At 69.8% G+C, this 20779-nt stretch carries 19 protein-coding genes; 5 read left to right on the top strand and 14 right to left on the bottom strand.

Annotation, left to right across the window (positions count from 1 at the left end):
• Positions 1-6: 6 nt before the first annotated feature.
• Both Adu01nite_RS01115 and Adu01nite_RS01120 read right to left on the bottom strand, forming a co-directional pair.
• Positions 7-2148, bottom strand: a complete 2142-nt coding sequence (locus Adu01nite_RS01115) for a YhgE/Pip domain-containing protein (RefSeq protein WP_239132031.1) — start codon at positions 2146-2148, stop codon at positions 7-9.
• Entirely contained in the window at positions 2145-2915 is a 771-nt protein-coding gene (locus tag Adu01nite_RS01120) for an ABC transporter ATP-binding protein (RefSeq protein WP_203724285.1), read from the bottom strand. The genes Adu01nite_RS01115 and Adu01nite_RS01120 overlap by 4 nt, the downstream gene beginning before the upstream one ends.
• 129 nt (positions 2916-3044) lie before the next feature.
• Between Adu01nite_RS01120 and Adu01nite_RS01125 the strand changes: the two genes are divergently transcribed.
• A complete protein-coding gene (locus Adu01nite_RS01125) occupies positions 3045-4013 on the top strand; it encodes an LLM class F420-dependent oxidoreductase (protein ID WP_203724327.1) in 969 nt (322 codons plus the stop codon).
• A gap of 176 nt (positions 4014-4189) precedes the next feature.
• On the opposite strand, the gene Adu01nite_RS01130 is transcribed toward Adu01nite_RS01125, so the two are convergent.
• Positions 4190-4801 (bottom strand): PadR family transcriptional regulator, encoded by a 612-nt coding sequence (locus tag Adu01nite_RS01130; protein ID WP_203724286.1) that lies wholly within the window; start codon positions 4799-4801, stop codon positions 4190-4192.
• A 124-nt stretch (positions 4802-4925) separates the two neighbouring features.
• Between Adu01nite_RS01130 and Adu01nite_RS01135 the strand changes: the two genes are divergently transcribed.
• Complete coding sequence (locus Adu01nite_RS01135; RefSeq protein ID WP_203724287.1) at positions 4926-5765, top strand: GNAT family N-acetyltransferase; 840 nt, start codon at positions 4926-4928, stop codon at positions 5763-5765.
• Positions 5766-5767: 2 nt separating this feature from the next.
• Here the strand turns inward: Adu01nite_RS01135 and ispG are convergent, their stop codons facing one another.
• Genes ispG through dxr form a run of 3 tightly spaced genes read right to left on the bottom strand, consistent with a single transcriptional unit; the run spans position 5768 to position 9415 of the window.
• Positions 5768-6940 (bottom strand): flavodoxin-dependent (E)-4-hydroxy-3-methylbut-2-enyl-diphosphate synthase, encoded by a 1173-nt coding sequence (ispG, locus tag Adu01nite_RS01140; RefSeq protein ID WP_203724288.1) that lies wholly within the window; start codon positions 6938-6940, stop codon positions 5768-5770.
• Between the two features lie 7 nt (positions 6941-6947).
• Positions 6948-8216 (bottom strand): M50 family metallopeptidase, encoded by a 1269-nt coding sequence (locus Adu01nite_RS01145; RefSeq protein WP_203724289.1) that lies wholly within the window; start codon positions 8214-8216, stop codon positions 6948-6950.
• On the bottom strand, positions 8216-9415 hold the full coding sequence (dxr, locus tag Adu01nite_RS01150; protein ID WP_203724290.1) for a 1-deoxy-D-xylulose-5-phosphate reductoisomerase: 1200 nt from the start codon (positions 9413-9415) through the stop codon (positions 8216-8218). The genes Adu01nite_RS01145 and dxr overlap by 1 nt, the downstream gene beginning before the upstream one ends.
• 70 nt (positions 9416-9485) lie before the next feature.
• Here dxr and Adu01nite_RS01155 point away from each other — a divergent pair, with 70 nt between their 5' ends.
• Both Adu01nite_RS01155 and Adu01nite_RS01160 read left to right on the top strand, forming a co-directional pair.
• Positions 9486-10283, top strand: a complete 798-nt coding sequence (locus Adu01nite_RS01155) for a YhjD/YihY/BrkB family envelope integrity protein (protein WP_203724291.1) — start codon at positions 9486-9488, stop codon at positions 10281-10283.
• Between the two features lie 73 nt (positions 10284-10356).
• Positions 10357-11955, top strand: a complete 1599-nt coding sequence (locus Adu01nite_RS01160) for a phytoene desaturase family protein (RefSeq protein WP_203724292.1) — start codon at positions 10357-10359, stop codon at positions 11953-11955.
• Between the two features lie 155 nt (positions 11956-12110).
• Here the strand turns inward: Adu01nite_RS01160 and Adu01nite_RS01165 are convergent, their stop codons facing one another.
• Positions 12111-13658, bottom strand: coding sequence for a Rieske 2Fe-2S domain-containing protein (locus Adu01nite_RS01165; protein WP_203724328.1), 1548 nt, complete (start codon positions 13656-13658; stop codon positions 12111-12113).
• A 131-nt stretch (positions 13659-13789) separates the two neighbouring features.
• On the opposite strand from Adu01nite_RS01165, the gene Adu01nite_RS01170 reads away from it, so the two are divergent.
• Positions 13790-14023, top strand: coding sequence for a DUF2631 domain-containing protein (locus Adu01nite_RS01170; protein ID WP_203724293.1), 234 nt, complete (start codon positions 13790-13792; stop codon positions 14021-14023).
• 51 nt (positions 14024-14074) lie between these two features.
• Here the strand turns inward: Adu01nite_RS01170 and Adu01nite_RS01175 are convergent, their stop codons facing one another.
• The 7 genes from Adu01nite_RS01175 to rpsB form a co-directional block, all read right to left on the bottom strand.
• Entirely contained in the window at positions 14075-15178 is a 1104-nt protein-coding gene (locus Adu01nite_RS01175) for a DivIVA domain-containing protein (RefSeq protein WP_203724294.1), read from the bottom strand.
• A 37-nt stretch (positions 15179-15215) separates the two neighbouring features.
• Complete coding sequence (gene rlmN, locus Adu01nite_RS01180; protein ID WP_203724295.1) at positions 15216-16391, bottom strand: dual-specificity RNA methyltransferase RlmN; 1176 nt, start codon at positions 16389-16391, stop codon at positions 15216-15218.
• A gap of 37 nt (positions 16392-16428) precedes the next feature.
• Positions 16429-17304 carry a phosphatidate cytidylyltransferase gene (locus tag Adu01nite_RS01185; protein ID WP_239132032.1) on the bottom strand — a complete coding sequence of 292 codons (876 nt, stop codon included), beginning with the start codon at positions 17302-17304 and terminating at the stop codon, positions 16429-16431.
• Between the two features lie 110 nt (positions 17305-17414).
• Positions 17415-17972 (bottom strand): ribosome recycling factor, encoded by a 558-nt coding sequence (gene frr / locus Adu01nite_RS01190; protein WP_203724297.1) that lies wholly within the window; start codon positions 17970-17972, stop codon positions 17415-17417.
• Between the two features lie 45 nt (positions 17973-18017).
• On the bottom strand, positions 18018-18779 hold the full coding sequence (pyrH, locus tag Adu01nite_RS01195; protein WP_203724298.1) for a UMP kinase: 762 nt from the start codon (positions 18777-18779) through the stop codon (positions 18018-18020).
• Between the two features lie 100 nt (positions 18780-18879).
• Positions 18880-19710: a translation elongation factor Ts gene (gene tsf / locus Adu01nite_RS01200; RefSeq protein ID WP_203724299.1), complete on the bottom strand. Its 831-nt coding sequence runs from the start codon at positions 19708-19710 to the stop codon at positions 18880-18882.
• A gap of 33 nt (positions 19711-19743) precedes the next feature.
• Entirely contained in the window at positions 19744-20676 is a 933-nt protein-coding gene (gene rpsB, locus Adu01nite_RS01205; protein ID WP_239132033.1) for a 30S ribosomal protein S2, read from the bottom strand.
• Between the last annotated feature and the right edge of the window lie 103 nt (positions 20677-20779).

Consider the following 20779-nt stretch of genomic DNA (forward strand, 5'->3'; position numbering starts at 1 on the left):
TTCCTCTCAGATCACAAGCTCCGGGTGCAACCCCGACGGCGTGAGCCGCCGCGAGCGGTCCGCCACGAGCACGGTCACCAGCAACGATCCCAGGCCGTACGCGAGCAGCGCCACCACCCCGGCCCGCACCGGCCAGTCGGTGCCGCCGTCGATCGCGTGCCGCACCGCCTGCACGACGTACGTCATCGGCAGCAGGGGGTGGATCGCCTGGAAGAAGTCCGGCGTGGTCTGCACCGGATAGGTGCCGCCGGAGGAGGTCAGCTGCAGCATCAGCAGGGCGAGCGCCACGATCCGGCCGGGCGCGCCGAACGCGGCCCCGACCATCTGCATGACCGACGCGAACACGCCCGCGGTGAGCAGCAGCAGCCCGTAGGTCAGCCACGGATGCACCGGGTTCAGGCCGAGCCCGAACCGGACCACCGCGAACAGCAGCGAGGCCTGGGCCAGCCCGATCGCCACGGCCGGCAGCAGCCCGGCGAACGCCACCCGCAACGGCGGTGCGCCGGACATCAGGTACCGCCGGTTCAGCGGCCGCAACACCATGAAGGTGATCATCGCGCCGACCCAGAGGGCCAGGGCCAGGAAGTAGGGCGCGAAGCCGACGCCGTAGGTCCCGGCCGGGTTGCGCACGCTGCGATTCAGGCCGACCGGGTCGGCGAGCACATCGGCGCGGTCCGACGGGTCATCGCCGTAGCCCGGGATCTGCGAGGCGCCGTCGGCCAGGCCGGACGCGAGCTTCGTCGCCCCGCTCTGCAACTGGCCGAGCCCGTCGGCCAGCTGGTGGCCGCCGGTCGACAGCTCGCCGAGGCCGTCGTCGAGCTGCTGCGCCCCGGTGGACAGCTGATAGATCCCGCCCCGGATCGCCGACGCGCCGTCGTGCAGCTGCGCGCTGCCGGTCTGCAGCTGCTTGGCGCCGGTGGCGAGCTGGGACAGCCCGGCGGCGAGCTGGTCGACCTTGGTGCGCGCGGCCTGGACGTCGTCGGCCATGTGCGGGGCGGCCGCGGCGATCTGACGGGCGGTGGCGGCGACCTGCTTGAGCTCGGTACGCAACCCGGCCAGGTCGGCCTGGTCGACGGTCTGCTGCACCTTCTCGGCCGCGGTCACCAGCTGGGCGGCGAGGGCCTTCGCGTCGGCCAGGCCGGGCGTGTCGGCGGGCAGCCCGTCGAGGTAGTCCTGGAGCTGGTTCGCGTTCTTGACGGCCTGGCCGGCGGCGGTGTCGATGGCGCCGATGTTGGCGGCCAGGGTGTCCGCGCCGGTCGCCACCAGGTTCGCGGCCTGCTCGATGGTCGCGGCGTTGGCCCGCAGGACCGGCACGATCTGGTCGGCCGCGCCGTCCACCACGGTGGCCAGCTGCTTGCCGCCGTCGGCGGCCTGGGCGGTGCCGGTGGCCAGCTGCGTCGCCCCGGCGTTGAGCGTGGCCAGGCCCTTGGTCAGGGTGTCCATGCCGGACGCGGCGGTGCCGAGTCCGTCGTCGAGCTTCCCGGCGCCGGTGTGCGCCTTGTCGATGCCGCCGGCCAGCGTGTCCGAGCCGCTCTTGGCGTCGTTCGTGCCGTTCTCGACCTTGGCGGCGCCGTCGGCGGCCTCCTGGGTCTGCGCCTTCAGGTCGGTGAAGCCGATCAGCATCTTGTCGTAGTAGCCGGCCGAGACGCTCGCCGCGGCGGCCGCCCGGACCTCGTCGAATGCGGTCCGGGCGAACACCCCGGACAGATAGTTGGTGGAGTCGTCGCTGACCGCGGTGAGCTGCGCGGTGCGCGCGGTCACCTTGTCGTCCGGGCCGGTGACCAGGTCGGCCGAGAAGTCCGCCGGAATCCGCAGGATGATCTGGTATTTCCCGCTCTTCAGGCCCTTCTGGGCGGCATTCTCGTTCACCACGTGCCAGTCGAAGATCTTCCGGTCGATCAGCTCGGTGGCCAGATCCTGGCCGGCGTGCACCTTGGTGCCGTCGGTCGCGGTGGCCGTTTTGTCCTCGATCACCAGAGCCGCCGGGATGTGATTCAACCGGCCATAGGGATCCCAGAAGGCATAGAGGTACAAGGCCCCGTACAGCAACGGAACCACCGCAAGCACCGCAAGAGCCGCCGCCGTCAGACGGCCGCGAAAAAATCGCCGCAGCTCCATCCAGGCCAGCGACACGGTCGAGAACTTCACCGCTCCCCCTCATCTTCGCCGCCGGCTGAGCGGTCTGCCGCGGCTTCTTCCGTGCGTACGCCGTCAGCACCGTCCACCACCGCAGAAGATTCGTCCCCGACGCCTACGTCCCCGTCGGCCGAGCCGTCGATTTCCTCGTCGCCGGACTCGTTGACCTCGGGCTCGGGCTCCTCCGCCGGCAGGTGGATGGCGTGGTCGGCGCCGAGGCGGATCACCGTCGTCACCGCGGCCGGGTCGATCTCGCGGGCGGTGAACAGCACGGCGGTGCCGGTCGCCGCGATCTCGGTCAGCTCCCGCAGCAGGGCGGCCCGCTCGCCGTCGTCGAGACCCTCGTCGAGGCCGTCGACGGCGATCACCGCGGGACTCTCCAGCCGGGCGAGCACCAGACCGAGGACCTGCTTCTCGTACGGCGAGAGGTCGCGGCCGAACTTGTCCGGGTCGAGCCCGCGCAGGTCCACGCCGGTCGCCTCACGATGGCGCCGGCCGAAGAGGGCCAGTTGCTCGTGGACGTGCTCGGTGACGGTGAACACCGGTTCCGGCTCGGTCACCGTGGGCACGTGCCCGAGGGCGGCCCGCCCGTCGATCGTGACGTGCCCGGCCGCGAGCTTGAACCGCCGGGCCAGGGTGAGCAGCAACGTGGTCCGGCCGCTGCCGGGCGGGCCGAGAACCGCGACCACCTCGCCCGCCTCGACCGAGACGTCGAGGTCGCGGAAGAGCCAGCGGCGTCGTTGACGGACGCCAGCACCGCGGGCGGTGAGCACCGGCATCAGGACTCCCTTTTTGAACTGACTGGTCAGTGCAAAAAGATACCCGCCGCTATGGCCAATGCCACCTCCCGGTGGTGGACCTCACTGGCCGGGGCAGGCAGGATCAAGCGCATGTCGATGCGATGGGGCATGACCGTGCCGCTGGGTGGAGTTCCGCTGTCCGGCCACCAGGCCGTCTACCAGGCGCTGGAGGACGCCGGCTTCACCGACCTCTGGTCGTCCGAGGTGAACGGCACCGACGCGTTCACGCCGTTGACGCTGGCCGCGGCCTGGGCACCACGGCTGCGACTGGGCACCGCGATCGCCCCGGTCTTCACCCGCGGCCCCGGCCTGCTGGCGATGACCGCCGCCGCCCTGGCCGAGGCCGCACCGGGCCGTTTCCAGCTGGGCATCGGCGCGTCGTCCCCGGTGGTGGTCGGCGACTGGAACGCCGCCGACTTCACCGAGCCGTTCCTGCGCAGCCGCGACACGCTCCGCTTCCTGAAGGCGGCGCTGGCCGGCGAGGTGGTCGACCACGACTACGGCACGTTCGCGCTGCGCCGCTTCCGGCTGGAGCGGCCCCCGGCCACCCCGCCGCAGATCCTGCTGGCCGCGCTGCGCCCCGGCATGCTCCGGCTGGCCGCCGCCGAGGCCGACGGCACCATCCTCAACTGGCTCTCCCCCGCCGACGTGTCGACCGCGCTGGCCGAGACGAAGGCGGCCGGCCCCGGCTTCGAGGTGGCCGCCCGGATCTTCGTCTGCCCGACCGACGACGCGGCACACGCCCGCGCGGTGGGCCGCCGCATGATCGCCGCCTACCTGACCGTCCCGGCCTACGCGGCTTTCCACCGCTGGCTGGGCCGCACCGAGACGCTGACCCCGATGTGGCAGGCATGGTCGGCCGGCGACCGCAAGGGCGCCCTGGCCGCGATCCCGGATTCCCTGGTGGACGAGCTGATCGTGCACGGCTCCCCGGAGGAGTGCCGCGCCAAGGTCGAGTCCTACGCCGAGGCCGGCATCACCGTCCCGGTGATGGCCCTGCTGCCCACCCCGGCCCTGGACTCCGGCGACCTGCCCACCCTGCTGAAGATCCTGACCGACCTGGGCGCCCGCGGCTGACCCCACCTTTTCACCCCGCTCGGCCGGAAGGCCGCGACGGCCTTTCGTGGCAGCCGGCCGGGCGCTGCCGCGGGTTCGGTCATCGTGCGGTCGGGGACGGTTCGGCGCGTACCCATCAAAGGCTGGGCGCCAAGAAGGCGCACTCCGGAGAGTGCGCCTTCTGATGGTTTTTCTGATTACTCGCTGTCGGCGAGGATCGCGTAGAGCTTGCGCTTCGTCTCGTTGAGCACCTCCAGCGCCTTCTGGCGCTGCTCGGGGGTGCCGTTGAAACCGACCTGGCGCAGGGCGCCCATGATGCCGACCGCCGCGTCGCGGAAGTCCTGCACCTGCGACATCGTGTCGTCGCCGATGCTGGCCCACGGCGGGTTCTGCGCGGCCGTCTCGGCCTCGGGGCGACCGGCGTCGGTCAGGTGGTAGCTCTTGCGGCCGCCGGACGCCTCGGGCTCGATGAGGCCCTCGTCCTCCAGGAGCTGGAGGGTGGGGTAGATCGAGCCGGGGCTCGGGCGCCAGATGCCGTTGGTGCGGGCGTCCAGCTCCTGGATCATCTCGTAGCCGTGCATCGGGCGCTCGATCAGGAGCGCCAGGACCGCCGGGCGGACGTTGAAGCCGCGCCCTCGGCCGCCGCGTCGATGCCCTCGCTGGCCGGGGCCGAATGGGCCGCCGCCGGGACCGAACCCGTGGCCGAAGTCGGGACCGCCGGGACCGAACGGGAAACCGCCGGGGAAGCCGAAACCGCCACCGCGCATGCGGCGACCGTGACCCTCGTGACCTTCAGTGTGGAACCTCATGACTATCTCCGTTCTGTTGTCGATAGCTTGACGATATATCGGCAACAGGTCGGCCGCAAGGGTTTCTTGCAGAGAGCGGGTTGCGGGACGTGTCAGCAGGCTTGGATCTGGCAATGTGATACCTGTGCTGACGGTGCCCATTCGCCAGCTCGGGGAGTCCGAGCGCGCGGCGGTCGAGCGGATCCTCGACCGCGATCCCTATGCGGGTGCCCAGATCGCCGAGCGGGTTGCCGCGCACGGGCTGAACTGGTGGCGCTCCGACGGCCGCGTCTTCGGGTATGGGACGGGCCGGCGCGTCGACTCGATCATCTGGTCGGGCGCGCATCTGGTGCCGGTCTGCTCAACGCCGGCGGCCACCGCGGCCTTCGCCGACATGCTCGGGTCCGAGCCGCGCATCTGCTCGTCGATCATCGGGCGGTCCGAGGCCGTCCTCGACCTGTGGGACCGTCTCGGCGGCCACTGGGGCCGGGCCCGCGACGTGCGGACCAACCAGCCACTGCTGGTCGCCGACCGGGATCCGGCCATCGCCTCCGATCCGGAGGTGCGGCTGGTGCGGCCCAACGAGGTGGATGCGCTCTTCCCGGCCGCGGTGTCGATGTATACCGAGGAGGTCGGCGTCTCGCCGCTTCTCGACGACGGCGGGCGCGGCTACAAGCGGCGCATCGCCGAGCTGGTCAAGGGCAAGCGGGCCTATGCGCGGTTCGTCGGCGATCGGGTGATCTTCAAGGCCGAGCTGGCCATCGTCACCCGGAGCACGACGCAGGTGCAGGGCGTGTGGGTCGACCCGGAGTTCCGCGGGCGGGGCGTGGCCGCGCCCGCGATGGCCACCGTGGTGCGCGACGCCCTGCGCCGCGTCTCACCCACGGTGAGCCTCTATGTGAACGACTACAACGTGGCCGCACGTCACGTCTATGCGAAGTGCGGCTTCGTCTCGGCGGGCTCGTTCGCCACCGTGCTCTTCTAGCTTTAGTGGACGGTCACCTGCGCGCCGGGGAGCATCTCGCGTAGCTCCTCGGGCAGGTCGGCGCCCATCTCGTCGGCCAGCCGGAGCGCCTCCTCGATCAGCGTCTCCACGATGATCGACTCGGGCACGGTCTTGATGACCTTGCCCCGGACGAAGATCTGGCCCTTGCCGTTACCGGACGCGACGCCCAGGTCGGCCTCGCGGGCCTCGCCGGGACCGTTCACCACACAGCCCATGACCGCGACCCGCAGCGGCACCGGCAGGCCCTCGAGCCCGGCCGTGACCTGCTCGGCGAGCGTGTAGACGTCGACCTGGGCGCGGCCGCAGGACGGGCAGGAGACGATCTCCAGGCCGCGCTCGCGCAGGCCCAGCGACTCAAGGATGGCGTTGCCGACCTTGATCTCCTCGACCGGCGGCGCGGACAGCGACACCCGGATGGTGTCGCCGATGCCCTCGGCCAGCAGGGCGCCGAACGCCACCGCGCTCTTGATCGTGCCCTGGAAGGCCGGGCCGGCCTCGGTGACGCCCAGGTGCAGCGGGTAGTCGCACTGCTCGGCGAGCTGCCGGTAGGCGCGGACCATCACGACCGGGTCGTTGTGCTTGACCGAGATCTTGATGTCCCGGAAGCCGTGCTCCTCGAACAGCGAGCACTCCCAGAGCGCCGACTCGACCAGCGCCTCGGCGGTGGCCTTGCCGTATTTCTCCAGGAGCCGCTTGTCGAGGCTGCCGGCGTTGACGCCGATCCGGATCGGGATGCCGGCGTCGCCCGCGGCCTTCGCGATCTCCTTGACCTTGTCGTCGAACTGGCGGATGTTGCCCGGGTTGACCCGGACCGCCGCGCAGCCTGCGTCGATCGCCGCGAACACGTACTTCGGCTGGAAGTGGATGTCGGCGATCACCGGGATCTGCGACTTCTTGGCGATCGCCGGCAGCGCCTCGACGTCGTCCTGGGACGGCACCGCGACCCGGACGATCTGGCAGCCGGACGCGGTGAGCTCGGCGATCTGCTGCAGGGTGGAGTTGACGTCGGAGGTGAGCGTGGTCGCCATCGACTGCACGCTGACCGGGGCGCCACCGCCCACCGGAACGTTGCCCACCATGATCTGGCGGCTCTTACGACGAGGAGCCAGCGGCGGCGGGGGCACGGCCGGCATACCGAGACTGACTGCGGTCACTTGAGCCTCACCTGTTGAAGATCTGGATCGGGTTGACGATGTCGGCGGTGATGGTCAATAAGGTAAACGCCCCACCGATCAGAATGACCGCGTATGTGATCGGCATCAGCTTGTAGTAATCGACACGTCCCGGATCGGGGCGCCGCAACTTGCCGTACAGCCAGGAGCGGGCTCTCTCGAACCAGGCGATCGCGATATGCCCGCCGTCCACCGGGAGCAGCGGCAGCAGGTTGAAGATGCCGATGAACACGTTCAGCGAGATGAAGATGTTCAGGAAGAGCTCGGGCACGCCGTGCTCGATCGCCTCGCCGCCGAGCCGGCTCGCGCCGACCACGCTGATCGGGGTGTCCGGGTCGCGCTCGCTGCCGGTCAGCGAGTGCCACAGGGCCGGGACCTTCTGCGGGATGCGGCCGAGCGCCTTGAACGTGTTCTCCACGAGGAACCAGCCGTACTCGAAGGTGGCCGGGACCGCGCTCGCGGCGTTGTACTTGATCATGTTGGGGACGCTGTCCAGGTCCCAGCCCAGGCCGGCGACGGCCACCTTGGCGAGCGCGCCGTTGTCGTCGGTGACCGGCTTACGGTCGCCGATGACCAGGTTGACCGTGGCGGTCTTGGTCTCGCCGTCGCGAACGTACTCGAACGTCGTCGGACCGGCCGGCAGGCTGCGGATCGTGGAGGTGAGCTGGCCGTAGTTGGCGATCTCGGTGGTGCCGACCTTGGTGACCAGGTCGTGGCTGCGCAGGCCGGCGGCGTAGGCCGGGCCGGCCACCGCGCCGTCGGTGCCCGGGGTGCAGACCGCGTTGGCGTCGGTCGGGATGCTGACCCAGGTGCATTCGGAGACCGTGATGTACGGCTTCTCCGGGACCTTGTCGGCCTCGGTCTGCGGGAAGGCGGTGTTGGGCAGGCCGAGCGTGAACGCGACCACCCAGGCGGCGGCGAGCGCCAGGATGAAGTGGGTGATCGAGCCGGCCGCCATCACGATCGTCCGCTTCCAGACCGGGAACCGCCACATCGCGCGGGGCTGGTCCTCCGGGGCGACGTCGTCGTCCTGCGGCGTCATGCCGACGATCTTGCAGAATCCGCCGAGCGGGATGCCCTTGAGGCCGTACTCCGTCTCGCCGCGCTGGAAGGAGAAGATCGTCGGGCCGAAGCCCACGAAATACTTCGTGACCTTCATGCCGAAGAACTTGGCGGTGAGCAGGTGGCCGAACTCGTGCAGGCTAACCGAGATCAGGATGGTCAACGCGAAGGCGGCCACTCCCAGCCAGTACAGCATCAGGCTCCTTCAGCCACAGTAGTGATCATCCGCTGTGCCTGGGCGCGAGCCCATGCCTCCGCGGCAAGCACTTCCCCGACGGTACTCGGTTCGGGGAAGTCGGGGGCCGCGGCGAGGACGCGTTCCAGGGTGTCGACGATGCCCAGGAAAGGTAGCCGACCGGCCACGAACGCGGCCACACACTCTTCGTTCGCGGCGTTGTAGATGGCCGGCCGGCAGCGCCCGGTGCGGCCCGCCTCCTTGGCCAGCCGGACCGCCGGGAACGCCTCGTCGTCGAGCGGCCGGAACTCCCAGTGGTGCGCCTCGCGCCAGTTCACCGCGGCCGCGGCGGCCGGCACCCGCTCCGGCCAGGCCAGCGCGAGCGCGATCGGCAGCCGCATGTCCGGCGGGCTGGCCTGGGCCAGCGTCGACCCGTCGGTGAACTCCACCATCGAGTGGATGACCGACTGCGGATGCACCATCACCTCGATGTCGTCGTAGGCGACCTCGAACAGCTCATGCGCCTCGATCACTTCGAGGCCCTTGTTGACCATGGTGGCCGTGTTGATCGTGACGACCGGGCCCATGTCCCACGTGGGGTGCTTGAGCGCGTCCTCGACCGTGACGTCGGCCAGCTCCGCGCGCCGCCGGCCGCGGAAGGCGCCGCCGCTCGCGGTCAGGATGAGCTTCGTCACCTCGCCCGCCGAGCCGCCACGCAGGCACTGGGCGAGCGCCGAGTGCTCGGAGTCGACCGGCACGATCTGCCCCGGCTTGGCGATCCGGCGCACCAGCGGCCCACCGGCCACCAGCGACTCCTTGTTGGCCAGGGCGAGGACGCGGCCGGACTCGAGCGCGGCCAGGGTGGGGGCGAGCCCGAGGCTGCCGACCACGCCGTTGAGCACCACGTCGCAGGGCACCCGGGCGAGCTCGGTCATCGCGTCCGGGCCGGCCACGATCTTCGGGATCTTGAAGTCACCGGTCGCCCACCCGCGCCGCTGCGCCTCGGCGTAGAACGCGAGCTGCAGGTCCTGCACGACGCTGGCCCGGGCCACCCCGACGACGTCGACGCTCAGCTCCAGCGCCTGGGCGGCCAGCAGCTCGACGTTCCCACCACCGGCGCCGAGCGCCACCACCCGGAAGCGGTCCGAGTTGCGCCGCACGATGTCGATGGCCTGGGTGCCGATGGAGCCGGTCGAGCCGAGCAGAACAAGGTCGCGCATGCGCCCATCTTTGCGGACGCGCGCATCCGGTGGCGCTCCTGGGTATGTGCAGGTTGTGTGGAGACGGCTGATGGTGATTTTCCGGCCCCTGCGGGGGCGGGATCTGGCGTTGCGGGCGGCGGCGGTGACCTTCTATGCCGGCATCGCGGTGGTGCCGATCTCGCTGCTGGCGATCTGGGTGACCGGGCAGGTCGCCGGGGCCGGGCGGGTGCGGCGGCTGACCGGGCACACCATCGCGGCGCTGCCGGACGCGATCGGGGCGCCGCGGGCGCTGGCCGCGCTGATCGACGCGGGCCTGCATCTCACGCCGCTGATGGCGCTGGCCAGGCTGCTGCCGGCCACGCTCTACGGGGAGGGGGTGCGGCGCGCCTTCGTCTCGCTGCGCGAGCCGGACCGCGGCGATGCCGCGGTGGGCTGGAAGGGCCGGTTGCTCTGGCTGCCGCTGCTGGCGGCGGCGCCGGCGCTGCTGCTGGCGATGTTTCTCGCGCTCCCGACGACAAGTTCCTTATGGGTACGCGGTGGATGGCACGCGGTTCTCGCGGTGGTCCTGTCCTTCCTCAGCTGCTGGCTGGTGCTCACCCCGGTGGTGATCTGGGTCTTCCGCTACGTCGCCCCCGGCCGGCCGGACCGGCTGGTCACCGTGCTGGTCGGCTCGTTCACCGCGGCCAACCTGGCCGGTTTCCTGCACGGCTTCGTGCTGTTCTGCTCGCTGCCGCTGGACCTGGGCACGCCGTTCGGCGGATTCGACCAGATCGGCGGCACGGTCGCGGTCGGGCTGTGGCTCTACCTGTTCCATGTGATCCTGCTCGCCGGGTACGCCGCGACCCGCTCGCTCTCCGCCTCCCGTTCGGCCGCGCGCGGGGCCTGAACAACTCTGCGCTACTTTTCGCATACGAAACGCTGAAGCGCCATCCCATCGACCCGCGCTACGCTCGCTCGTCATGACCCCCTTCCCCGCCCAGACCGACGTCGTGATCATCGGCTCCGGTCACAACGGCCTCGTCTCCGCGATTCTGCTGGCCCGGGCCGGGCTCGACGTCGTCGTGCTCGAGTCGGCCGGTGTGCTGGGCGGGGCGACCCGCACCGAGCACCCGTTCGCCAAGGTGCCCGGTCTCGGCCAGTCCACCGGGTCCTACCTTCTCGGCCTCATGCCGCCGGAGCTGCTGCGCACCCTCGATGTGGACATTCCGGTGCTGCGCCGGGACCCGCACTACTTCCTGCCCACCCCAGGTCCGGCCGGCTCGCCCTACCTGCTGTTCGGGCGCGACCGCGCGGACACCCGGGCGCAGATGGAGAAGTTCTTCTCGCCCCGCGACATCGCCGCCGACGAGCAGCTCGCGGTCGAGATCGCCGCGCTGCGCTCCGACCTGGCCCCGGCCTGGCTGGAGGAGCCGTCCAGCGTCGAGGCGATCGCCGACCGGCACATCCGGCCGCAGCTGCAGAGCACGTTCATCGACCTGGTGCGCGGCTCGGTCGCCGACTACCTTGCCCGGTTCGGCTTCAAGAGCGAGCTGCTGCAGAGCATGTACGCGGTGACCGACGGTCTCTCCGGCCTCAACGCCGGCCCCGACGACCCGGGCACCGGCCACAACTTCCTGGTGCACAACATGTGCCGGCTGCCCGGCGCGGACGGCACCTGGATGATCGCGCAGGGCGGGATGGGCACGGTGTCGCGCACGTTCGCCGACGCGGCCCGCGCGGCCGGCGCCCAGATCTTCACCGACGCCCGGGTCGCGGCGGTCACCGTCGACGGCGGCGCCGCCAGTGGCGTCGTGCTGGCCGACGGCCGCTCGGTGCAGGCCCGGGTGGTGCTCGGTGCGTGCGACCCCTACCAGCTGATGAGCCTGGTCCCGGACGGGGTGCTGCCGGCCGCGCTGACCACGCACATGGAGTCGGTCCGGCGGCCGGGCACCACGCTCAAGGTCAACCTGGCGCTGCGCGACCTGCCCGCCTTCTCCTGCCTGCCGGCCGGGTCACCGTCGCCGTTCGGCTCGACGATCCACCTGCTGCCGGGGTCGGCCGGGCTGTCCGGCGCCACCGACGACCGGGAGTCGCCGATGGCGGCCCTGCGGGCCATGTGGGGCGAGGTCCAGGCGGGCCGGCTGCCGGCCGAGCCGACCATCGAGTGGTACGTGCACACCACGGTCGACCCGTCGCTGCAGGACCCGGCCGGCCACCACTCGTCGGCGCTGTTCGTGCAGTCGGTGCCCTACGAGCTGGCCGGCACCACCTGGGCGGACGCGCTGCCGGGCTACGTCCAGCAGCTCCTGGCCATCTGCGATCGCTATGCGCCGGGCACGTCCGACCTGGTGGCGGACGTCATGCCGCTGACCCCGCCGGGCATCGAGGAGCACTTCGGCATCACCGGCGGGCACATCCACCACGTCGACAACACGGTGGCCTTCGACGAGCGGATGCCCTATTTCACCGGCGTGGACGGCCTCTACGCGGGCTCCGCGGGCACTCACCCGGCCGGCAGCGTCATCGGCGCGGCGGGCCACAACGTGGCCCAGCGCATCCTTGCCGACCTGGGCAAGTAGCTTTTTGGGTTGCAGCGCAACCACTCACGCAGGTCGCCCGGGTGGGTCGAGCGTTCTGGGCGCCCTGCGCCCTGCTCGGCCCGCCCGGGTCCCGGCGGGAGCGACGGTCCGTACCCACCACCCGGGCACGACCGCATTCATTTGATCTTGAAGGTTTAAGCGTTCTTCTCGGCGCGGATCTTGTGGCCCACGCTGGTGAGGCAGCGGCCGCTCGGCAGGTCGAACTTCCAGCCGTGCAGCTGGCAGGTCAGGGTGTTGCCGTCGACGATGCCGAAGCGGCTGAGGTCGGCCTTGAGGTGCGGGCAGCGGCGCTGGACGGTCCACTCGCCGAGTTGCGTGTCCTCGGACTCGACCGCCTTCTCGTGCTCGTCGTACCAGCCCTCGGCGTACTGCAGGCGCTCCTCGGAGAGGCACTTGAAGAAGGCGTAGACGAACTCGTTGTACTGACCGATGCGGGCGGCGGAGAAACGGCAGCTCAGGAACAGCGAGTTGACCCAGTCGCCCTCGTCGATGTGGATCAGGTGCTCGATCAGCGCGCGGCCGGTCTTGAAGCGGTAGCGGACCTTCTCGTCGGCGTAGGGGCGCACCTGCTTGCCGGGGAAGTCGACGACGATGCTCTCGATCACCTCGCCGCTCGTGCCGAAGCTGTCGGTGAGGTCGAAGCGGACCGGGCCGCCGACGCCCTGCGCCATGTAGATCGACTCTTCGAGCAGGGGCTCGATGCGCTTCTTGAGCTCGCCCAGCACGTCGATCTCGGGGTGCCGCCAGCTTGCCTTCTCGGCCGCGATGATCGGGGCCTTGCGCTCCCGCATCTCCTCGAGGTGCTGCTTCTTGTTCTTGAAGAACTCGGCGAGGTCGGTCGGGTGCGTCGTGGTCGCTTCTTTTTCCGACAGTTCGGTCACCGAGCCGGGCAGCAGGACGATGCCGTTCGTGCCGCCGACCTTGGCGTACTCCTCGAGGAAGACGCCCTGGTCGGGGAAGATGTTGCCCTCGTCGCCGAAGATGTCGTTGAACTGCCACAGCTCGTCGTCGAGGAAGCAGGGCGGGCCGGCGATCGGGAAGACGTGGTCGGCCTTCAGGTCGTCGATGTAGCGCCAGGTGCGGTCGAACTGGCGGTCGCGCTTCTGCTTGCCGAACGCCGTCTTGGCCGACTCGGGCAGCTCGTAGACCATCGGGTACCAGATCGCGCCGGAGAACTGCAGCATGTGCGCGTGCACGTGGCCCAGCTCGGCGAAGATGCCCAGGTCGGTGGGGCGGGCGTCGTTCTGGTTGAGCACCCGGATGCCCTCGTGCTCGATCCAGAGCGACGAGTCGCCGATCGGGCCGTCGGTCGGGCTGATCAGCGCCTGGATCATCACCTTGAGGCCGCCGTCGAGCTCGTGCACCTCGTTCGACTTCGTCTTGAAGAACTTGGTGAAGCCCAGCTCCCGCAGCTCGTCCTCGAGCTGACTGGTCGGGTACTCCGGCAGCAGGACGGTCGCCTTCTTGCTGATGTTCTCTTTCAGGTTCTTCGCGTCGAAGTGGTCCCGGTGCAGGTGGGAGACGTAGAGGTAGTCGACGTCGCCCAGTTCCTTCCAGTCCAGCAGCGAATTATCGGGAAAGGGAAACCATGAGGCGAAATATGCGGGATTGACCCACGGGTCGCACAAAATGCTGCCGGCGGACGTTTCGATCCGCATGCTGGCGTGGCCGGTGCCCGTGATCCGCACTTTCAGTTCCTCCTCGTCGTCGACCGACGGCCTCGAAGGTACCCGGTCCGGGTTGGTGGCTTGCGTGCGGAGCCGACATGCGAGACTTGACGGGTTGAGATCGCCTTCGAGGGAGGACTTTCGGCGTGTCTGCGGAACAAGACCCGGTCTACGCTCCCGACCAGCTCAAGCCGGGCAACCGGAAGATGGCCCGGCGCGGTGCCCTCGGCACGGCCGCCGCGATGCTGCTCTTCTTCTGGGGCAACCACGAAGGCAACACCGAGAACATCTACCTCTTGCTCTTCGCGGTTGGCCTGGTCGGCATCGTGATCGCCGACGCCCTGCTGCGGCGCAACGGGCTCAAGCCCAACGACCAGTAGACAGCACGGAAAAGGCCCGCTTTCGCGGGCCTTTTTCAGTTTCGGTAGCTCCTAGCGGTGCCGCAGCAGGATGTCCTTGACCTCGCGCAGGGCGGCGTCCACCTCGGCCTCGAAGTAACCGCCCGGCACCAGGCCGAACTGCAGCATGTCCAGTTCGTTCTCCGGCACCGGCATCGGGCCGCGACCGGTCATCGCCTGCAGAATCCCCTCGAACAGGCGATCCACCTGCATCGGGTCGTAGCCGCTGCCGAACCGGCGCACCTGGAACGTCCGGCGCAGCTGGTCGACCCGGTAGAGCTCGCCACCCGGCTCGCCCATCGGCGGCGGGAGCTGCGGCTGCTGACCGTAGCCGCTGCCCGTCGGGGCACCGCTCATCGGCGGACCGGACATCGGCGGAGCGCTCATCGGGGCGCCACCGTAGCCGCCACGGGGGTCGGGCTCGCCGTAACCGCCGCGCGGGTCCTCCCGCTGCGGCATCCGGATCTCGGCGGTCATGTCGGTCTTGCCGTGCCGACCGGCCTCGAAGCCGTCGAAGCCGCCGGTGTCGTAGCCGCTCGGGTCGTAGCCGGGCGGCGGGCCGGAACGCTGCGGGAGCTGCTGCTGCTGAGGCTGCTGCTGGCCGTACGGCGACTGCGCGGGCTCCTCGTAGCGGCCGTAGGGGTCGCCGGTCGGCATCTGCGGGCGCTGCTGCATCTGCTGCGGCTGCATCCGGTCGTCACGGATCGGCGGGGCGGGCAGGCGCTCGGTCGGCGGGGCCATCCGGCTCGCCATGCCACCGCCCATCCCACCGGACGGGGCGCCGCCCATGGCGGCGCTGCGGCCGGCCATGCCGCCGCCGGTGTTGATGCTGCCGGTGGTGAGGCCACCGCGGAGCGAGTCACGCATCGGGTCCGGAGCGCCGGGACGGCCGCCCCGGTCCTCGAGCTCGGCCAGCTGGCGCTCGACCCGGTCGAGGTGCAGGTCGACCTGCCACTCGTCGTAGCCGCCGAAGCGCACCCGGAAGACGACGTCGTGCACCTCCTGGGCGCCGACCGGCGCACCGACCGACTCGCCGGCCAGCGTGGCCTCGACCCGGTCCAGGAAGCTGTCGACCTCGTCGACCTTGTAGCCGCGCCGCAGCGCACGCCGCCGGAAACGCTGCCCCTGACTCGTCACAACGTCTCCCACTCCGCTCGCTGGGACCTGCGCCCAGTCACTGTGCCACCTCCGCGTCGGCCGCGCCCCCTGCGCTTGCCTCCGTGAGCTCGCCCGCAGCCAACTGGCCGCACGCGCCGTCGATCTCCCGGCCCCGGGTGTCGCGGACCGTCGTTGCCACCCCGGCCTCGCGCAGCCGGTGGACGAACTCGCGCTCGACCGGTTTCGGACTCGCATCCCACTTGCTGCCCGGTGTCGGGTTCAGCGGGATGAGATTCACATGCGCCAGCTTGCCGCGCAGCAGCCTACCGAGGAGGTCGGCACGCCAGGGCTGGTCGTTCACGTCCCTGATCAGGGCATATTCGATTGAGATCCGGCGACCGGTCCGAGCCCCGTAATCAAACGCGGCATCGAGAACCTCGGCCACCTTCCAACGCTGGTTGACGGGCACTAGCTCATCGCGCAGATCATCATCGGGGGCATGCAGGGACAGCGCAAGGGTCACGTGAAGCTCTTCCGCGATCAACCGGCGCATTGCGGGCACGAGACCCACGGTTGAGACGGTTATGTGCCGTTGCGAAAGTCCGAGGCCTTCCGGCGCCGGGGCGGTCAGCCGCCGGACGGCCTCGATCACCCGGGGGTAATTGGCCAGTGGCTCGCCCATGCCCATGAACACCACGCGGGACAGCCGCGGCGGTGAACCGGTGACCTTGCCGCTCGCGGCGACCCCGGCCAGATAGACCACCTGGTCGACGATCTCGGCGATCGAGAGGTTGCGGGTCAGGCCCTGCTGGCCGGTCGCGCAGAACGGGCAGGCCATGCCGCAGCCGGCCTGGCTGGAGACGCAGGCGGTCACCCTGTCCGGGTAGCCCATCAGCACGCTCTCGACCAGCGCGCCGTCGTGCAGCCGCCACAGCGTCTTGCGGGTCGCGCCGTCGTCGCAGGCCAGCTCCCGGACCGGGGTCAGCAGCGTGGGCAGCAGGTCGTCGGTCAGCCGGGCCCGCGAAGCGGCGGGCAGATCGGTCATCGCCTCGACGTCACGCACCAGCCGGCCGAAGTAGTGGGTGGAGATCTGCTTGGCGCGGAAGGCGGGCTCACCGAGCTCGGTGACCGCGGCCTTACGCGCAGCGAGGTCGAGGTCGGCGAGATGGCGAGGGGGCATCGACGGGCGACGCCGGGTTTGCACCGCGTCGGGCTGGTCGGGGCTGATCGGGATGACCGGAAGAATCGTCATGGCGTATCCAGTGTCCCACGCCGCGCGAGTAGGCCTGTCATAGCAGGTTCGCGGAGATGACGGCGAACAGCAGGTAGGCGGTCGGCACCGCGAACAGGATCGAATCGAGCCGGTCCATCACGCCGCCGTGGCCGGGAAGCAGGTTGCTCATGTCCTTGACGCCGAGGTCGCGCTTCAACATCGACTCGGCCAGGTCGCCGACCACCGCCACCACCGAGATGACCGCACCGAAGAGCAGGCCCCAGTAGGACGGGATGTCGAGCAGGAAGTAGAGGAGCAGCGCGCTGCCGATGGCCGAGGCGCAGATCGAGCCGGCGAAGCCCTCCCACGTCTTGCCCGGGCTGATCGACGGGGCCATCTTGTGCCGGCCGAGGAAGACCCCGGACGCGTAGCCGCCGGTGTCCGAGAGCACCACGGCGAGCAGCGTGCAGAGCACCCGCCAGCGGCCGTCGCCGTCGGCGTCCGGCTGCTGCAGGAGGATCGCGAAGCTGAGCAGGAACGGCACGTAGACCGCGACCATCAGGATCGCGGTGAAGTCCCGGCGCACCGAGCCGAACCCGTCGGCGACCCGCCACACCAGGGCGGCGAGGATCGTCACCGCCAGGCCGATGACCAGCGAGTCGGCGCCGTCGTAGTAGGCCAGGGCGGTCATCACCACGGCGCCGGCCATCAGTGGGATCAGCGGCGCCTTGGCGCCGGTCTTGCGCAGCGCGTTGGCCATCTCCCAGGCACCGGCGCAGGCGGCCACCACGATCACGCCGATGAACGCCGGCGGCCAGACCACCAGCGAGGCGAGCACCAGCAGGACCAGGCTGACGCCGACAGCGATGGCGGCGGGCAGGTTGCGGCCGGCGCGGCTCTTCGACTTGCCCGCCCGCCGCTTGCCTGGTCCTTTTTTCTCGGGCTCCGTCACATCTCCCAGATGCTCTGGTCGTGCCGCTTCGTCCGCGTGCCAGGCATGCGGCACCGACGCGTCTGTGTCGTTGCCGGATTTCTGCCCGGCACGCGGATCGAGGTAGGACATCAGACCTCGAGCAGCTCGGCTTCCTTGTGCTTGACGAGCTCGTCGACGATCGCAACGTACTTGTGCGTCGTGTCGTCGAGCTCCTTCTCGGCGCGACGGCCGTCGTCCTCGCCGGTCTCGCCGTCCTTGACCAGCTTGTCCAGCTGCTCCTTGGCGCGGCGGCGGATGTTGCGGATGGCCACCCGGCCCTCCTCCGCCTTGCCACGCGCGACCTTGATCATGTCGCGACGACGCTCCTCGGTCATCTGCGGCAGGTGGATCCGCAGCTGGGTGCCCTCGTTGTTCGGGTTGACGCCGAGGTCCGAGTCGCGGATCGCCCGCTCGATCGGGCCGAGCTGGGTCGCGTCGTAGGGCTTGACGATGACCATGCGCGGCTCCGGGACGCCGACCGAGGCCATCTGCGTCACCGGCGTGGGCGCGCCGTAGTAGTCCACCAGGATCTTGGAGAACATCGCCGGAGTGGCCCGCCCGGTGCGGATCGCGGCGAACTCCTCCTTGGCGTGCTCGACGGCACTTTCCATCTTCTCTTCGGCCTCGAAGAGGGTCTCGTCGATCACCTGCTCTTCTCGCCTCCTTGCTGTTTCAGTGGGACGGTTTGGGCTTCAGGCCGTGATCAGCGTGCCGATCTTGTCACCACTGACGGCTCGGACAATGGTGTCATCGCCCTCGGCGCCGAAGACCAGCATGGGCAGGTTGTTCTCCTCGCAGAGGCTGAACGCGGCCTGGTCGGCCACGCGCAGTCCGCGCTGGAGGATCTCCTGGTAGGTGGCGGTATCGATCTTCTGTGCGTCCGGGTCGACCCGGGGGTCGGCGGAGTAGACACCGTCGACGCCGTTCTTGCTCATCAGCACGATGTCGGCGTGGATCTCCAGCGCGCGCTGCGCGGTGACCGTGTCGGTGGAGAAATAAGGCATGCCGGCGCCGGCGCCGAAGATCACGGCGCGGCCCTTCTCGAGATGCCGGATGGCGCGCAACGGGATATACGGCTCAGCGACCTGGGCCATCGTGATCGCGGTCTGCACCCGCGTCTCGATGCCTTCCTTCTCCAGGAAGTCCTGCAGGGCGAGCGCGTTCATCACGGTGCCGAGCATGCCCATGTAGTCGGCGCGGTTCCGGTCCATGCCGCGTTTCTGCAGCTCGGCGCCGCGGAAGAAGTTACCGCCGCCGACCACGATGGCGACCTGGATGCCGCGGCGGATGACGGTGGCGATCTGCCGGGCGATGCCCTGCACGACGTCGGGGTCGACGCCGACCGCGCCGCCGCCGAACACCTCGCCGGAGAGCTTCAGCACGACCCGACGGGGCCGCAAGGACGGCGGAGTGGGATCGTCAACCGGAACTGCTTGCTCGGTCACCATCGTCATGAGACCCGCCTTCCCTTCATAGCCCAGCAGAGACCTTATGTGACGGGGAGGCCGGGCGCAGAATCGCGTTCCCGACCTCCCGTACCACTTGTGCTCGCTCTTACTCCTGGCCGACCTCGAAGCGGACGAACCGGGTGATGGTGAGCCCGGCCTCGTCGGCGATCTGCTTCACGGTCTTCTTGTTGTCGACCACGGAGGACTGCTCGAGGAGGACGTAGTCCTTGAAGAAGGAGTTCACCCGGCCCTCGACGATCTTGGGCAGAGCCTTCTCCGGCTTGCCCTCCTCCTTGGCGGTCTCCTCGGCGATGCGGCGCTCCGAATCGACGACCTCGGACGGCACCTCCTCGCGGGAGAGGAAACGCGGGCGCATGGCGGCGATCTGCATGCCGACGCCACGAGCGTCGGCGTCGGCGGCCTCGTCGCTCTTGCCCTCGTACTGCACCAGCACGCCCACCTGCGGCGGCAGGTCCTGCGCCTTGCGGTGCAGGTAGACCGCGACGGTGCCGTCGAGGTTGACGAAACGGTTCAGGACGATCTTCTCGCCGATCTTGGCCGAGTATTCCTGGATCGTGTCCGCCACCGACTTGCCGTCGGGCAGGGTGGCCACCGACAGCGCGGCCGCGTCGGCCACGTTGCTGGCCGCGCCCAGCTCGACGAGCTGCTGGCCGAGGGCCACGAAGTCGGTGGTCTTGGCGACGAAGTCGGTCTCGCAGTTGAGCTCGAGCAGCGCGTTGCCGGTGTGCGCGACGATGCCGTTGGCGGCGGTGCGGCCGGCCCGCTTGCCGACGTCCTTCGCACCCTTGATGCGAAGGAACTCGACCGACTTCTCGAAGTCGCCCTCGGACTCCTCGAGCGCCTTCTTGCAGTCCATCATGCCGGCACCGGTCAGGTCGCGGAGCTTCTTGACGTCCGCGGCGGTGTAGTTAGCCATGACTCTCTCTCGATGTCGTGTCTGGCGGCGTTCTTACTCGGCAGCTACCGGCGTGGGGAGCTCGGCGGAACCGGTGACGACCTCGTCGACGACCGGGGTCGCCTCGGCGGTCTCGACCGTGACCGGGGCAGCCTCGGCGGCAACCGCGACCGGCTCGGTGTCGGCGGCCTTCTTCTCGGCGCCCTCGTACAGGTCGCGCTCCCACTCGGGCAGCGGCTCGCCGGCGGCGACGGTGCCCGGCTCGGGCTTCTCGTCGGCGTTGCCCCGGTTACGGCCGGAGCGGGCGATGAGGCCATCCGCGACGGCGGCGGCGATGACCCGGGTCAGCAGCTCGGCCGAGCGGATCGCGTCGTCGTTGCCCGGGATCGGGAAGTCGACCTCGTCCGGGTCACAGTTGGTGTCGAGCACCGCGATGACCGGGATGCCCAGCTTGCGGGCCTCGTCGACGGCGATGTGCTCCTTCTTGGTGTCCACGACCCAGATCGCCGACGGCGTCTTGGTCATGTCCCGCAGACCGCCGAGGGTCTTGGTGAGCTTGGTCTTCTCACGGGAGAGCTGGAGGGTCTCCTTCTTGGTGTACCCGGCGGCGGTGCCGCTCAGGTCACCCAGAGCCTCGAGCTCCTTCATCCGCTGCAGCCGCTTGTAAACGGTCTGGAAGTTGGTGAGCATGCCGCCCAGCCAACGGTGGTTCACGTACGGCTGACCGACCCGGGTCGCCTGCTCGGCGATGGCCTCCTGCGCCTGCTTCTTGGTGCCGACGAAGAGGATGTGACCACCCTCGGCGACGGTGTCCCGCACGTACGCGTAGGCCTTCTCGATGTACTCGAGCGTCTGGCGCAGGTCGATGATGTAGATGCCGTTACGCTCGGTGAAGATGAAGCGCTTCATCTTCGGGTTCCAGCGGCGGGTCTGGTGCCCGAAGTGGACACCGCTCTCCAGCAGCTGACGCATGGTCACGACGGCCATGGGTGATTGCTCCCTGTTTTCCCTGGTTGTCACGCTCACCGGCGGTGTGCGTCCTGGCGCCCGGTCGTCGGCCACAGTCGGACCCGAAAGATCGAGACCAGGG

This window comes from Paractinoplanes durhamensis (genome assembly GCF_016862175.1).
Lineage (GTDB): Bacteria > Actinomycetota > Actinomycetes > Mycobacteriales > Micromonosporaceae > Actinoplanes > Actinoplanes durhamensis.

Excerpts from the sequence above, each read along its gene's own strand:
- Adu01nite_RS01120 (WP_203724285.1), bottom strand. The coding sequence starts at position 2,915 with ATGCCGGTGCTCACCGCCCGCGGTGCTGGCGTCCGTCAACGACGCCGC.
- Adu01nite_RS01125 (WP_203724327.1), top strand. The coding sequence starts at position 3,045 with ATGACCGTGCCGCTGGGTGGAGTTCCGCTGTCCGGCCACCAGGCCGTC.
- Adu01nite_RS01130 (WP_203724286.1), bottom strand. The coding sequence starts at position 4,801 with ATGAGGTTCCACACTGAAGGTCACGAGGGTCACGGTCGCCGCATGCGC.
- Adu01nite_RS01145 (WP_203724289.1), bottom strand. The coding sequence starts at position 8,216 with ATGCTGTACTGGCTGGGAGTGGCCGCCTTCGCGTTGACCATCCTGATC.
- dxr (WP_203724290.1), bottom strand. The coding sequence starts at position 9,415 with ATGCGCGACCTTGTTCTGCTCGGCTCGACCGGCTCCATCGGCACCCAG.
- Adu01nite_RS01155 (WP_203724291.1), top strand. The coding sequence starts at position 9,486 with ATGGTGATTTTCCGGCCCCTGCGGGGGCGGGATCTGGCGTTGCGGGCG.
- Adu01nite_RS01160 (WP_203724292.1), top strand. The coding sequence starts at position 10,357 with ATGACCCCCTTCCCCGCCCAGACCGACGTCGTGATCATCGGCTCCGGT.
- rlmN (WP_203724295.1), bottom strand. The coding sequence starts at position 16,391 with ATGACGATTCTTCCGGTCATCCCGATCAGCCCCGACCAGCCCGACGCG.
- pyrH (WP_203724298.1), bottom strand. The coding sequence starts at position 18,779 with ATGACGATGGTGACCGAGCAAGCAGTTCCGGTTGACGATCCCACTCCG.
- tsf (WP_203724299.1), bottom strand. The coding sequence starts at position 19,710 with ATGGCTAACTACACCGCCGCGGACGTCAAGAAGCTCCGCGACCTGACC.
- rpsB (WP_239132033.1), bottom strand. The coding sequence starts at position 20,676 with ATGGCCGTCGTGACCATGCGTCAGCTGCTGGAGAGCGGTGTCCACTTC.